Raw genomic sequence first — 14,237 nt, forward strand, 5'->3', positions numbered from 1 at the left:
GGATCCGCACCCCTCCTACTTTTCTTTCCATACCATCTGGAAGGAATTGAGCCCGTTGGGCCGGAGCGGCACATCGTGGAGCTTCTTGTTGTAGCAGCGCACGATGGTGGAGTGGGCCAGGGGCACCCAGGGAACTTCCCGGTGGAAGATCTCCTGGGCCTTCTTGTAGAGCTTCGCCCGTTCTTCCTTGTCGAAGATCTTCTGGGCCTGTTTCACCAGTTCCGTAAATTCGGCGTTCTTCCAGAGCGCCACGTTGGCCGCCCCCGGCGTCACCGCCGTGTCCGCGGAAAGGAGGCCGTAGAGGAAGTTGTCGGGGTCGGCGTTGCCGCCAAGCCAGCCCAGCATGCACATGTCGTGCTCGCCGTTGGCGGTCTTCTTAAGGTAGGTGCCCCAGTCGTAGCGCACGATCTTGGCCTTCATGCCCACCGCCGCAAGATAGGCCTGGATGAGCTCGGCCGTCTTGACCGGTTCGGGCATGTAGGCGCGGGATACGGGCATGGCCCACAGTTCCAGTTCCGTGCTGAAGTCGAATCCGGCTTCCTCTAGGAGCTTCTTCGCCTTTTGCGGGTCGTATGCGTAGGGCTGGATCTCGTCGTTGTAGCCCCAAATGGTGGGCGCAAAGGGGTTCTTGGCGGGAATGGCCAAACCCTGGAAGATGGCCTTGATGAGGGTGTCCTTGTCGATGGCGTGGGCGATGGCCTGACGCACGCGCACGTCCTTCAGCGCCGGCTTTTCCGTGTTCAGGGCCAGGTAGCCGATGTTGATGCTCGGTTTTTCGATCACTTCCAGGTTCGGATCCTTTTTCACCAGGGCGATGGAATCGGGGTCCAGATCATCGGCGATGTCCACCGTGCCGGACTGGAGCGCCATGAGGCGGGCGGACGGTTCGGGGATGGACTTCAGGATGATCCGGTCCACCTTGGCCTTGTCGCCCCAGTAGTTCTCGTTGCGTTCCAGAACGATCTGGTCGTCCTTGACCCACTTGACGAACTTGAAGGGCCCCGTTCCCACCGGATGCATGCCGATCTGGTCCTTGTATTCCGCCATGGCCTTGGGGGAGACGATGGGGCACAGCCACAGGGCCAGGTTGTTGAGCAGCGGCGCGTAGGGCTTCTTGGTGACCAGCTGCACCGTGTAGTCGTCCACCACCTTCACTTCCTTGACCATCCCCAGCGACAGGCTCAGGTAGGCCCACTTGCCGTAGCTGTGGAAGGGGTGGTTTTCGTCGATTACCCGGGCGAACGAATCGTAGACCGCCTGGGCGTTGAAGGGCGTGCCGTCGTGGAAGGTGACACCCTTTCGCAGGTGGAAAGTCCAGGTGAGGCCGTCCTCGCTCACCTCCCAGGAGGTGGCCAACTGGGGCTCGATGTCCATGGAGTTGTCCCCGAACTTCACCAGATTCTCGTAGATCTGGATGCCCGCCTTGATGGATTCCCCGTCGGTGGCCTGAGCCAGGTCCAGGGAGACGGAATCGCCGCCGCGGCCCCAGATGAGGGTGCCGCCGGTGACGGGTTGATCGGCCGCCCCGGCCAACCCCGGGCAAAGACTCACCAAAAGGGTCAAAAGCACGCACCACTTCCGCATCGTTCCCTCCTTGTCCAGACGGGTCCACTCACCGGCGTCTCCAGGAAAACCGCACCGTGCGGCCGGAGACCGTGACCGTCTTGATAGCTTTTTTGCCTTCCGCCTGCAAGAACTCCGTCAGAGCCTCCAGGACGACCAGGTGCCCGCGCACGCACAAATCCAGCCACGCTCCTTCGGCCACCTCGTCCACCACCTCCGTGACCACCTCCAGGCGGGTCACGTCGGGCCGTTGCACGCAGTAGTTGAGATGGGCCACCCGGGGAACGGGCGGAAGGAGCGCCACCGGGCCTTCCCCCGCCGGCGGGAAGACGTCGGGCTCCCAGTTTTCCGCGTAGCGCCGATAGCGGTCCCGGATCTCCCGGTTCCGACGGCTGAGATCCGAATCTTCGCCCACCCGCCGCCGGATGATCTCCCCCAGGCGCCGGACCCACCCGTGGCGGGGATCGTCCGGATCGTCCAGGAAGGGCAGGTACACGTAGAGAAAGGAGCGCGGGATCCAATGTTCGGCGAACATTCCCGGTGCGTAGCCGGAAAAGGGCTGTTCCCATTCGTGGCTGGGCACGCCGTGGCCGTCCAGGATGAGCTCCGGAAGCCAGCGTTCCCACACGCGGCGCTTGACCAGGGCTTCCGGGAATCGGGGTCGTTCGGCGAAGTAGTCGCTGTAGAATTCGCAGCCCAAGGCGTTGTAGCGGGCGGCGTGGAGCTTGTGGCCCGGCGCCGTGGGATGGAGCGTCTCGAAGGCGGCCACGCCGTCGGCGTTTTCCATGGGGATCCAGGTGAGGTTTACCCGTTTGAGGAGCGCCCGGCCCGGGTCGGTGGCCGCTACCCGCCAGGCCGACAAGAGAGCCGCCTCGGTGCTCGAAACCTCGTTGGCGTGATGGCGGGCGTTGAAGAGGATCGTGGGCTTGAACAGACGCAGCCGGGCCATGGAGACATGGCCGGAGCCCGCCGGAAGAAACGCTTCCAGGGCCCGGATGGAGCGGCCCTGGAAACTGCGGGCAGGCTTCCAGGCCCTCATGACCGGAAACGAAGCGAGCTTTCGCACCCAGCCGGTCACCTCCCGAGCCCGCAGGACCCGGTCCGTGGGGGGAGGCAGTTTTTCCGGCTCGGCCTCCCGGGTCGTTTTTCTTCCGGCCCGGGGGGCCGGAAACCGGCAGACCACTTCCCCGGCGGCCGTCGAAACCACTTCACAGCCCGCGTTCCGGAGGGTTTCCGAAAGGTTCTGCGCGACCGTGGTGGTAGGCGGGCCGGGCAGGGAAATCCCCACGTCCCAGAACCGTTTTCCGAAACGAACCCGGGAAACGGCGGGACCGCCCGCCGGATCTTCCGGGCGCGGGAACGGGGCCGCAGAGCCTTCCGTGGAGGGGCCGTCATCCCCGCGCAAGCGGGGATCCAGGATCTCCAGGGAATTACAGGCTTCCGTTTGCCCGGGAGTGGCGCTTTTCGGAGTTTCCGGACATGCTCCCGGGGCCGTGTCCGAGAACGATGATCCTTCCTCATCCGACAAGAGACCCGTCTTCTTTTGTAGCCGCGGGGCTTCAGCCCCGCGGAAAGGAGGCTTCGGAACCCCATGAACCGACAGGCAATCCCCCAAGGTCTGTCCGAAGCTCGGGGATTCCTCCGCAGCCCTCAAGGGCTGCGCTACGGGAAAGGCGATCATCTCTGGCGTACTGGCACAAGATTCCAGGGGCTTGGCCGTAAGGCGGGCCCGCGCACGCCCGCCGGTCGCCTTCCACGCCACCACCGGCATGACCTGCCCCAGCTGCACGGTCTCGGGAAGGACGAAACGTCGGGCGAAATCCTTGTGGAATTCGAGGAGGGTGAAATAGAGGTCCTCGTGGAGGGCCTCCATGGGCGAAATCCGCTCCTGGTCCAAGCCCAATAAAGTTTCCGATTCCGGCACGGCCACCCGGATGCGGATCTCTTCCCAAAAGGCCCGCAGCCGCTCGGGGTCTTCTCTTTTCAGACGCGCTTCCATAGCCCTTTGGAGCGCCGGGAGCCATCGTTTTCCGAAGATCCTCCAGAAGACTTCCCGGTCGGTGGGCATGGAGCGGTCCAGGGCCATCCCGTCCTGGTTCCAAAGCCGCACACCGGCCGTGGTGGGATGCACCGTTTGGGAAGGCGGAATGCGGCCGTAGTAGGAAAGGCTCGTCCACCGCGGCGTGAAGGCCTCATCCAGGAGTACCCTTCCCTCACGGTTCCAGGCCCGCACGCGATAGGCGGTCTCTTGGCGGGTGTCCTGGCGGATGTGAACCCTCGCCGGATCCCAGCCCAAGGCCTGGGCCAGCAGATCGGGGCCCGGGTAGATTTCCTGCAGCCAGCGGGTGCGCATCTCCATGGCGCCCTGCGCGCCTCGAAAGGGAGCAAACGAAAGCTCCACGGCCTCCGCGCGCGTCGCGTCCGACCGGGCCATGTCCCGGAGTGCCGGCATCACCTTCTCCAGAAGCCAGCAGAGGCCCGGCTTGTAGGCGTTGTAAACCTCCAGGGACGGTTCATAGCCCTTGGCCGCCAGGATCTTTTCCAGCCGCTCCTTCAGCCGGCGCCGCACCTCGGGCGGTTTGCTCACGAACACCGTCCCCCGAAGCGGGCCGCGGCCCGGCGGCACACGGCCCATCAACCGTTCCATCCGCACGTCTTCGGGGTTCCATCGGCTTTCCCGGATAAGCGGCGCGGCAGATTTTGCCGGGATTTCCATCCCGGGCGCCCCTGGGCCTTTCGGCTCTTCCGCGCCATCGCGACCCAATAAGCTACTGAAATTCGTGGCTTTCTGCTTTCGCGGGGATGCCGGAAAAGAGACGCAATGGGCCATCGCCGCATCTTCAGGCACCCCCAGGGGATCACTCGAGGTTGTCACCGGAGGCGCCCAGGCGCGGCGGACGGCGTGCACGCGGTGCACCGCCTCCCGCAAGGACATCATGGATTCTTCCCCCGGACCGGGCTCGCGAACCGTCCGGGGCAACCAGCGAAGAAGAGCGTTCTGGAGCGCCGCCCCGTCGCCTCGAAGAACCAGGCGGCGGCGGTCGTCCTCGGCCGCCCGGACTTCGGCCTCCGGGGAGCCCGCGTCCTCCCGGATCTCCAGGACCACGCCGCCGTGCCGAACGGGTCCCGCATGGACGAAGGGAAGTTCGATCTCCGTGGCTTCCAGGCTGACCCGGCAGAGGGCCAGGCACAGGGCGCGTCCCACGGCAGGCGAAAGCCTTTCGGAGGGAAGCTCCACCGCCAGACGCAAGGCCCGGCGCCTGGGATCGTCCGCAACCGGCTCGAAGATCCCGCCGGGCCGGGAAAGATCCAGAACGTCCGGAAAGGAACCCGCCTGGGCCGCCCGTTCCTTTACCGGGGGCATGGAAAAGGGATCCAGGAGGCCCGTCCTTTCCCGGGAAATCTTGTGAATCAGCCACGGCTCCTTTTGCCGGGACCCGGTCCAGACCTTGAGTTGGGGATCCGGGCCGGAAACCCATTCCAACCGACGCCAGGAACCGGGAAGTACCGGAAGGTTCAGGCCGTCCGAAACGGCGAGGAATCGCAGGAAGGAAGTCAGAGCCTCCCGGGTTTCGCCCGTGGCCACCACTTCCACGGGACTCCGGCGAACGACCTGCACCCGCGGCGAAGGCGGCCCTTCCCGTGTCGGTTCCGGCCGGAGTCGAAGCACCAGACGGGGCCGGGGCCCGCGAGGTTTTGTAAATCGCACCAGGGACTCGTCCAGCCGAACCGTCTCGAACGCCCACCGGCAAGCAAGATGCGCCGCTTCCGCCCAGAAGGGGCTCCAGTCGAGACGTCCCGGAACCACCAGGCGCGCGGCCACCCGGTCGGTGATTCCGTCCCCGTCCGTGTCTTTATAGTCAGGCCGTTCCGGAAAGAGCTGCTCAAGAAGATCCATCCCGCCCTTCAGCCTCCTCCATCAGCCTCCTCCAAAGGATTCGCTTCTTCCCCCATGCACGGTCCCGGCGGGCATGAAGCCCGCCCCTACGGAACGGCGCCGCGTTCAGGGCCCGCGCCGCCGCGGGCCTTATGACCACCCGCCCCCCTATATCCGTCCGGACGCGCGAGCGCCTCAGGGCGGGACCTACCCCCCGCCCGAAGCCGAAATCGCGATGCAACGCGCGTAGGGGCGGGGTTTATCCCCGCCCGCATTCACCGCTTCCCCCTTCCAACATTGCCTTCCAATCCGACCAAACCAGCGAACCGGACCACGGGTAATCCCGGGCCCGCATCACCAATCCGGCCCGAACCGGATTATGCCAGATGTAGCGTGCCACGTCAGAAAGCGTTTCCTCCCGGCGTAGCGCATGATCGTAGAAACTTCGCTGCCAGAGTGCCCGGTCGGGCTCGAGTCTGCGGGCTAACGGCGTGAGTTTACCCTTCAGCAAAGAACAAAATCCACAACATCGCGGTCCTGCAAGAGCAGGTGGATGTGATCCGGCATAATGCACCATGCGTAGAGGAGCGTTTCTCGATCTTAGGCATTGCAAGTAAGGAGATCCACAGCTGCGACCGGAAGTTCCGTGTAGAGGCGGAACCATGGGTACCTCCCTTTGGTGGTAACGGTTATGGAGAACGCATGGCCCAACCTGTAGGCCCCGGAGGGAAGTCAAACTCTTTTGCGTGAGGATAGGGGGTTCATGGGTATCCCTCTGGGCGGGCATAAAGCCCGCCCCTACAAAAACGGATCAGCCTTTTGCGCAGGGGCTTCAATCCCTATCTTCCAAGGTTCTTAAAGATGTGTTGACAAGTGATGGCTGACAGCCAACAGCTCTCAGCTCTCAGACGCCCCTTCACCCTTCACTCATCACCCATTACTCATTACTCATCACTCCCCCAGGCACCCGGATTTCCACCCGAAAACCTCCTCCGGGCACGTTTTCCGCCCGAATCGTTCCCCCGTGCAGCGTGACCGCCCGGTGCGCGATGGCGAGACCCAAACCCACACCGCCGCTTCGCCGGTCGCGGGACGGCTCCACGCGGTAGAAGGGCTGAAAGAGGCGGGGAATCTCCTCCTCCGGGACTCCCGGCCCCCGATCCCGGACGGCGATGACCCCCATGGGTGCCTCCCCGGTGGAATCCAGCTCCAGGGACACCTCCACCTCGGTCCCGGTCGGCGCGTGGCGGACCGCATTTCGGACCACGTTTTCCACGGCGCTTCGAAGCAGATCGGCCGATCCCCGAACACGCACCGCCGCCCGGGACCGGACGGTCACGGTGCAATCCTTCTCGGCCGCCTCGAAGGCGGCATCCTGGGCGATGTTTCGGACCAGGTCGTCTAGGGCGACTTCCTCCGCGGCTTCCGGCTCCCGAAGCTGCTCCATGCGGCCCAAGGTGAGCACGTGACCGATGAGGCGATTCAGCCTTTCGGACTCCTTTTCGATCCTTTCCAGCAGAGGGTGGAGATCGTTCGAGGCCTTGTCTTTCGCCAGTTCCAGGGCCACCCCCAGGCGGGTCAGGGGGGATCGAAGCTCGTGGGAGACATCCCGCAGGAGCCGCCGCTGGGCCTCCATCAGTTCCTGGAGGCGCTCGGCCATGTGATCGAAATCCCGGGCCAGCGCGCCGAACTGATCCCCTCGCGCCGTCAGGGCGGGGCCCACCCGGGCGGCAAGATCTCCGGAAGCGAGCCGGCGGGCCGTGACCTGCAGGGTCCTCAACGGCGCCGTCAGGTGACGGGCCAGGAAGAAGCAGAGCACCACGGCGGCGGCAAGCAGCACGACCAAGGGGATGAGGAAGGGATGGGGCCGCGGGGTCATGGGGGGCGGGGGCGGCACATGGCGGAGCAACGTGTACGTCGATCCCGAAGGGCCGACGATGCGCAGAACCTGGTACTGGGGAGGCGGCAGAACCCTTCTCCGGGGCCTTTCGTTGGGAGGGGGCGGGGGCGGCTCCAGGGCGTCTTTGGGCACGGGCCGGCCCGTGAGCTCCCTTCCCCGGTCGTCCAGGAAGAAGAGTCGAGCCGGTCCTTCCCCTTCCAGGCTTTGCACGTAGCGCCGGAGGGCTTCCTCCCCTTCCCCTTCGTAGATGCGGACTCCCACGATTCCGGCCATCCTCAGGCCCTGCCGGGCGGCGCTCCGCCAGGCCTCCGTCCACACGTGTTTCGGAAAAAGCCAGCCCATGATGAGAAACGACAGGAGCGCCCCGCCCACGATGGTGGCGCAAAAGGCCAGAAAGATCTTGGCGAAGAGCGTCTTCATGATTCCCCGATCCCTTCCCCTCCCGGGAGGTCTTCCGGGCGGCCCCCTTCCGGCAGGCAGTAGAGATAGCCCACCCCGCGCACCGTCTTGATCCGTTCGGCCCCGCGGGGCCCGTCGCCCAGCTTCTTTCTGAGATTGCTCACGTGCACGTCCAGGCTTCGGTCATAAGGCTGAAGTTTTCTTCCCAGCACCAGCAGGCTCAGCTCTTCGCGACTGAGCACCCGGCCGGCCGCCCGCATCATGGCCTCCAGCAGGTTGAACTCCACCGTGGTGAGCCGAAGCTCCCGGCCGCCGCAGGTGGCGGTTCGCGTGCCGGTATGAAGCTCCACGTCCCCCACCCGGATCCCTTCCGGGCTGGCGGAACCCGCATCCAAGGGCGGAGGAGCGGACTCCGTCTGTCTCGCCCTTCTCAGGACGGCGCGAAGCCTCGCCAGGAGTTCCCTCGGATTGAAAGGCTTGGGCAGGTAGTCGTCCGCTCCCAGTTCCAGGCCCACGATGCGGTCCACGTCGTCTCCCCGTGCGGTGAGCATCACCACGGGGATGGGCGACAGGGCGCGAAGGCGGCGCAAGACCTCCAGGCCGTCCAGGCCCGGGAGCATCACGTCCAGCACCACCAGGTCGAAGGTGTCCTCGGCCACGGCCCGGAGTCCCGTTTCTCCGTCGTGGACGCCCACGACCCGAAACCCGTGGGGCTCCAAGTATTGGGAAAGCAGTTCGCACAGCTCCGCATCGTCGTCGATCACCAGCAGCCGCAACACCTCGCTCATTCCACCGATCCTCCCTGCGGTCTGGTTGTTTCCGGTCAGTCCAACCGAGCATAGCGAAAAGGTCGGGCGCTCGCATGTAAAGAATTGTGAAGGCGGTGAAGCGAGTCAAAAACCGCGCCGATCCGGAAAACACGATCCCAAAGGGATCCTTCCTTAGCAAGCCTTTAACGCACTTTTACAAAGGCTCACGATCATTTGACACACATTAACCCGCCTTCGGGGTACACCTCCTCCCAACAAGCCGGGGCGGCCCGGCAATCTGGAACGGAACAGGGAACTGAAAGGAGAGGCACATGGAAGCAGGAGAGAAAACGACCAAGACCAATGGATGGGACCCGTCCGTAAGAGCCTGGCTTGTGGCGGCGTGCGTGTGGCTTTTCGTTTTGGGAGCGCTCCATGCCGGAGCGGGAAGAGCCCTGGGGCAACCCCCGCCGCCGCCGGACACGGACACGGTGATTCGTCACATGGACCGGGAGCTGAACCTGACGGACGAGCAGAAGGAAAAGCTGCGCGGCATTCTGGAGGAGGCCCGGCAGAAGGGAAGGAGTCTCATGGAACGGTCCCGGGCCGACGGATCGGGCTTTGAGACCGTGAGGGCTCAGATGGAGGAGCTTCGCAAGGAAACGGACGCGCAGATCAAGGAAGTGCTGCGGGCCGACCAGTACGAAAAGTGGCAAAAGATGCGTCAGGAAAGGGAAAGACACCGCGGTCCCCGGCGGGGACAATGGGGATGATGGAATCCATCGGAAACAGCGAGGAAAGGAGGAGACATCATGCGTAGAGAAAGAAGGCTCATTATCGCGGCTTCCGTCGTGGCTCTTCTGGTCGTGACGGCGGTTCGGGCCGATGCGTTCGGAGGACGCCGGTTCCAGGGACCGCCCGCCCACGACGGCCCCGGGTTCTTGCGCGGAATCGAGACGATCCTGGATCTCCGACTCACGCCGGAACAGCAGGACCGGATCCAGGCCGTGCTGAAGAAACACCGCCAGGAGATGGACGATGCGAGGAAGGTTCACCGGGAGGCCCGCCGGAACCTGAGAGCGGTGATGGACGATCCCAAGAGCGATGAAGCGGCCGTTCGAAAGGCCTTCAAGGCCGTGGCCGCCGCAGAGGAGGAGTTGGCCGTGCTGCGCCACACGGTCCGTCGGGAAGTGGAAGGCATCCTGACCCCGGAGCAGCGCGAAAAGATCCGAAACAAGCTTTTCAAACACCGGGAAGGGATCGCCCCTCCCTTCCCGGGCCCTGCGGGCGATGACGCTCCCCCCAAAGGCTGATTCGCCCTCTTTCCTCACGCCCGGCTCCCCCTTGCCGGGCGCTTCCCTCCCACAACCGGGCGGCCTCCGGGCCGCCCGGTTCCCGACAAGCCCCTTCCCCAGAGACTTGCAAATGGATGCTTGATCCCGTTAAACCTCATCAAGGCAGCCAGCTCGGCGGAAAGCGATGTGCCCTGGATCGCGCATCACCCAATGGGGCATTCCCATTCTTTATCTCGTCTTGACGGTGGCATCATATGATACTAGACTTCCAGTGCGGAGGACGGCCTTCCTATCGCGAGTTGGACCGAAAACTCCAACAGGCCAGATCCGCCATCCAGGAAGGTCGATGGGCCATCTTGGAACCCGACGTGATCCATGGCGACTTGCTGGAGCTGGATGTCCTGATCAGCGAACTGCCGAGCCTCTTGCTGGAGGCACTGGGCGAAATCACACCCAAGGCATACCGAGGAAATCGACCACCGGCCCGATCCTATGAAGAAGCGATAAAGAACGCCGAACTGTTTTCCTTCGTGTGGCAGAGCAAGACCCTTGGGTGCAACGTCTATCTGAAATTTGCTCTCAAGGGTGACATCATGTGGTTGGTATCCTTCCACAAGGACAGGGAGAACAGAGAAACATGAGATGCCCCCATGACGGCCGAGAGATGGATCTTCGCAAAGTGCGACGGACCGCGACGATAAGAGGCCGCACAGTGACCTACCTACCCAATCGGTATGTATGCCCAAAGTGCGGGATCGAAGCGGAATCGCCGGAGCTTGCGGCGACCAACCAAAAGAGGTTGTCAGAGGCCTACAAGAAAGCCGAGGGGCTTCTGACCGCAGTCCAAATCGTGGAAGCGAGAAGAAGGAGAGGATGGACCCAAGAGGACTTGGCCCGGGTGGCTCGCGTGGGGGTGGCAAGCGTCAAGCGTTGGGAGCTGGGAAGTATTCAGTCCAAGGCCAACGACGAAGCTCTTCGCCGTGCCCTTTTCGATCGTCCCACCGATGAGCATGCCTGGAATGGAGGACGCCCGCTTTCTCTGGACCGGATGCGCTTGATACTGGAACGGTTCAGTCAAAAGCTCCGGCGGCGGCTGCTCACGACCAGAAGCAAAGACAAGCTGCTCTACGCCGGAAAATACCTCTTTTACGCCGACATGGTCGCTTTCAGAGAAACGGGGCGCGGCATGACCGGGGCATCCTACGCAGCTCTTCCCCATGGACCGCAAGTGAATAATTACAGCGAACTTCTGCCACTAATCCGCTCGGCGAAACCGAACGCAGCCGAGCCGCTGACGGATGAGGAAGAACGAATCATTGATCGAATTACAAAGCGGTTCCCCTCAAACTCGTCCATATACGAAGCGTCGCATTTGGAACCGGTGTGGCGGGAAAAGCCCACAGGGGCATTGATACCCTACTCGGATTCAGTGCGCCTCAAAGCCTTGTAGGCCCAAGCATTTCAACTACGAAGCTCAGAACAACCACGAAAACAAAAAGGGGTTAGGCCGATTGACCTAACCCCTTGATTTTTCTGGTGGGCCGTCAGGGACTCGAACCCCGAACCTCCTGATTAAGAGTCAGCTGCTCTACCAATTGAGCTAACGGCCCATGCCATCTATCTGGTACGCCCGGCAGGATTCGAACCTGCGGCCTGCGGATTCGAAGTCCGACGCTCTATCCAGCTGAGCTACGGGCGCATGCAAACCCTTCAAACGGGGCTCTTTACTAGCCCAGGGCGCCCCGGCCTGTCAAGGAACTTTTTCTGGACCCCGCCGAAAAAAATCCCGGGGCGCGGCCCGTCGGTACGGTGACCTGGACCCGCCGGGCAGAGGAGCATCCCGCCGCCTCGTTGCCGATTCTTTCGAGGCTCATGGGGGCGCCGTTGGCGCGGGGCGAAGGCCCGCGGAAAGCTGTCCTTCGGGCGTTTCGGCCAAGCTCCTACGCCTTGTAGGTGCGCATGAAGGCGCCGAAGACGGCCAGGAAGACGCCCGTCACGGCGGCCGCCCCGGCGAAGGCGGCCGGGTACCCGCTCCGCTCGATGACCACGCCCATGGTGGCGGAAGCGAGCATGATGCCGAAGTAGATGCACGTGTTGTAGCCGCCCATGGCCAGTCCCCGGGAGTGGGGATCCACCACCACGGCGATGAGCGCTCCGATGGAGGTGAAGGCCAAGGCAAGCCCGCAGCCGAAAAGGGCCGCCCAGGCCAGAAACTGCCACAAGCTGCCGGAAAAGCCGAACCCCACCAGGGCCGCCGCCGAAGCCGTCGCCCCCACGGCCACCAGGCGCCTTCGGTCCCCCGTCCGGTCGCTCCAGTGCCCGAAGGGGATGCGCGACAGGGCGTTGGACACCCCCTGGACGAAGAAGATCATGCCGATGGAAGCGATGGGAATGGAGGCGTCCCGGGCGTGGAGCGGGATGAAGGTGACGAACATCCCCAGCCCGAAGCAGAGCCCCAGGGTGACGAGCCAGCAGCCCCACAGGGGACGATTCCGAAGAACGGCCCCCGCGGCTTCCCGGAGCGGCGGGCGATCCACGGCGTCGTCCCGGGCCGGGGGAGCCGGCAGCAGGGCCAGGATGAGCACCCACAGCACCGCCGTCACGCACCCGGAAGCGACGAACACGGGCCCGTAGCCGAACCCTCCGGCCACCCAGCCCCCCACGGCCGGCCCCACACTCATGCCCGTGTAGAGCGCCGTGGTGTACCAGCCGTAGGAGCGGCCCAGGTGGGTCACGGGGGAAACGTCGGCCACGTAGCTCATCATGGTGGGGCCGTAGGCGGAAAGGCCCACGCCGAAGAAGAAGTAGATGAGCATGAGCTGGGCGGGGGTGCGGGAAAAGGCGAGCCAGAAGGACGTGACGAAGACCACGAAGGTTCCCAGAAGGGCCACCCGCTTGCGGCCCCAGCGGTCGGAAAGGAGCCCGGTGGGAAAGGAGAGGCACCCGGCGGTGAGGAAGAAGACCGAATTGATGAGCCCCACGGTGGGCGTGTCGGCGCCCAGGGACTTGGCGTACAGGGGAACCACGGGAATGCGCATGTAGGAGGCGGTGTAGAACCCGAAGGTGACCAGGCAGCAGACCGTGAGGCTGTAGACGAAGGAGGCGGGCCTGGAGGCCGGAAGGCTCAGGGAGTTCCGATACGGTCTTTCCATGGGCTACCCCTGAATGGTGGGTGGCGGGCGGGGATAAACCCCGCCCCTCCTTGTGCGAGAGCGTGTTTCCTTCATCGATCGCCAAGGGGCACGATTTCTTTCGTAGCCGCGGGGCTTCAGCCCCGCGGAAAGGGGCCATCGCACCCCAATGAAATGACTGGCACTACTCGATTGACCCGTCCGACGTTCGGGGATTCCTCCGCAGCCCTAAAGGGCTGCGCTACGAAAAATGCGGTCATCTCCTGCGTTTTCAGACAGCCCCCCAGGGTCCTTTCATCCTTAGCACAGTCTCCGGATCGCATGGAAGTCCCAGGGCGACTCCTTCCCGAAGCTTCGTCCCCCCGGGCCTTCGTCCGTTCAAGGCTTTCGCCGCGGCCGGAAATGCACTATGATTCAAACACCTAAGGCAAGCTCAAGGACCTTTTCACCGAATCAGGAGGCATTTCGTGACCGCAACGACCCGCACCGCCCTTCGCTTCGAAGGCACCGACCGATACCACCTCAACCCGGAACTGCGCGAGATCGTCAACATCGCCATCGCCATGGAAAAACCCCTGCTGCTCACCGGGGAAGCCGGCACGGGAAAGACCCAGCTCGCCTTCGAGATCGCCCGCGCCCTGAACCTCCGCATGGAAGAGGCCCGGTGCAAGTCCACCTTCAAGGGCGAGGAGCTGTGCTACGTCTACGACACGGTGCTCCGGCTGAACGATTCCCGTTTCGGCTCGGGAGACACCGGCCGGGACGTGAACAACATCTGGGACTACATCCGGTTCGGGCCCATCGGCCGGGCCTTCACGGCCGACGACCGCCGCGTGCTCCTGCTGGACGAGATCGACAAGACCGACTCCGACACCCAGGACAACCTGCTGGACGTGCTGGAAGACGGGGCCTTCATCATCCGGGAGATCAACCACAAGGTGAAGGCCAAGCACCGGCCGATCATCGTCATCACGAGCAACGCCAAGCGGGAGCTTTCCGATCCGTTCCTTCGCCGTTGCTTCTGCCATTACATCCCCTTCCCGGGTCCCGACGAGATGGTGAAGATCGTCCGGCTGCACTACCCGGACATTCCCGAGCCGTTCCTGCAGGCGTCCCTGGAAACCTTCTACCGACTGCGCGAAGAGGGCTTCGAAAAGCCTCCGGCCACGGCCGAGCTGCTGGACTGGATCGGCGCCCTGCAGGCCGGCGGCGCGCGCGGCCCCGGTGCGGGCCGGGACGTGGCCCACATCGGCACGCTCCTCAAAAGGACCCAGGACATCCTGAAATTCAAGGGAATCCGGAAGGCCCTCCGGTTCTAGGAGC

Annotated in this window: 10 protein-coding genes and 2 tRNA genes; 5 read left to right on the forward strand and 7 right to left on the reverse strand. The window is 64.0% G+C overall.

Annotated elements, in window-relative coordinates; translation table 11 throughout:
• Nucleotides 1-15: 15 nt before the first annotated feature.
• From BUB04_RS06300 to BUB04_RS06315, 4 genes are all read right to left on the reverse strand, one after another.
• Nucleotides 16-1,584: an ABC transporter substrate-binding protein gene (locus BUB04_RS06300; RefSeq protein WP_073038013.1), complete on the reverse strand. Its 1,569-nt coding sequence runs from the start codon at nucleotides 1,582-1,584 to the stop codon at nucleotides 16-18.
• A 28-nt stretch (nucleotides 1,585-1,612) separates the two neighbouring features.
• Complete coding sequence (locus BUB04_RS06305; RefSeq protein ID WP_073038015.1) at nucleotides 1,613-5,461, reverse strand: M14 family metallopeptidase; 3,849 nt, start codon at nucleotides 5,459-5,461, stop codon at nucleotides 1,613-1,615.
• A 916-nt stretch (nucleotides 5,462-6,377) separates the two neighbouring features.
• Nucleotides 6,378-7,760, reverse strand: coding sequence for a sensor histidine kinase (locus BUB04_RS06310; RefSeq protein WP_073038018.1), 1,383 nt, complete (start codon nucleotides 7,758-7,760; stop codon nucleotides 6,378-6,380).
• Nucleotides 7,757-8,527: a response regulator gene (locus BUB04_RS06315; RefSeq protein WP_084076253.1), complete on the reverse strand. Its 771-nt coding sequence runs from the start codon at nucleotides 8,525-8,527 to the stop codon at nucleotides 7,757-7,759. The genes BUB04_RS06310 and BUB04_RS06315 overlap by 4 nt, the downstream gene beginning before the upstream one ends.
• Nucleotides 8,528-8,820: 293 nt before the next feature.
• Here BUB04_RS06315 and BUB04_RS06320 point away from each other — a divergent pair, with 293 nt between their 5' ends.
• The 4 genes from BUB04_RS06320 to BUB04_RS06335 all read left to right on the forward strand — a co-directional run bounded on the left by BUB04_RS06320 (nucleotide 8,821) and on the right by BUB04_RS06335 (nucleotide 11,233).
• Entirely contained in the window at nucleotides 8,821-9,261 is a 441-nt protein-coding gene (locus BUB04_RS06320) for a Spy/CpxP family protein refolding chaperone (RefSeq protein ID WP_073038020.1), read from the forward strand.
• Nucleotides 9,262-9,300: 39 nt separating this feature from the next.
• Nucleotides 9,301-9,801 (forward strand): Spy/CpxP family protein refolding chaperone, encoded by a 501-nt coding sequence (locus BUB04_RS06325; RefSeq protein WP_073038022.1) that lies wholly within the window; start codon nucleotides 9,301-9,303, stop codon nucleotides 9,799-9,801.
• A 236-nt stretch (nucleotides 9,802-10,037) separates the two neighbouring features.
• The gene (locus BUB04_RS06330) at nucleotides 10,038-10,424 is read left to right on the forward strand and encodes a hypothetical protein (RefSeq protein WP_143156381.1); all 387 of its coding nucleotides are present in this window, start codon (nucleotides 10,038-10,040) and stop codon (nucleotides 10,422-10,424) included.
• 23 nt (nucleotides 10,425-10,447) lie between these two features.
• The gene (locus tag BUB04_RS06335) at nucleotides 10,448-11,233 is read left to right on the forward strand and encodes a type II TA system antitoxin MqsA family protein (RefSeq protein ID WP_178371923.1); all 786 of its coding nucleotides are present in this window, start codon (nucleotides 10,448-10,450) and stop codon (nucleotides 11,231-11,233) included.
• Between the two features lie 84 nt (nucleotides 11,234-11,317).
• Here the strand turns inward: BUB04_RS06335 and BUB04_RS06340 are convergent.
• From BUB04_RS06340 to BUB04_RS06350, 3 genes are all read right to left on the reverse strand, one after another.
• Nucleotides 11,318-11,393, reverse strand: a tRNA-Lys gene (locus BUB04_RS06340).
• A gap of 12 nt (nucleotides 11,394-11,405) precedes the next feature.
• Nucleotides 11,406-11,482 (reverse strand) — tRNA-Arg (locus tag BUB04_RS06345).
• Between the two features lie 241 nt (nucleotides 11,483-11,723).
• A complete protein-coding gene (locus BUB04_RS06350; RefSeq protein ID WP_084076254.1) occupies nucleotides 11,724-12,935 on the reverse strand; it encodes an MFS transporter in 1,212 nt (403 codons plus the stop codon).
• Nucleotides 12,936-13,381: 446 nt separating this feature from the next.
• On the opposite strand from BUB04_RS06350, the gene BUB04_RS06355 reads away from it, so the two are divergent.
• Nucleotides 13,382-14,233, forward strand: a complete 852-nt coding sequence (locus tag BUB04_RS06355; protein ID WP_245795141.1) for an AAA family ATPase — start codon at nucleotides 13,382-13,384, stop codon at nucleotides 14,231-14,233.
• Nucleotides 14,234-14,237 lie beyond the last annotated feature (4 nt).

Source organism: Desulfacinum infernum DSM 9756 (assembly GCF_900129305.1).
Lineage (GTDB): Bacteria > Desulfobacterota > Syntrophobacteria > Syntrophobacterales > DSM-9756 > Desulfacinum > Desulfacinum infernum.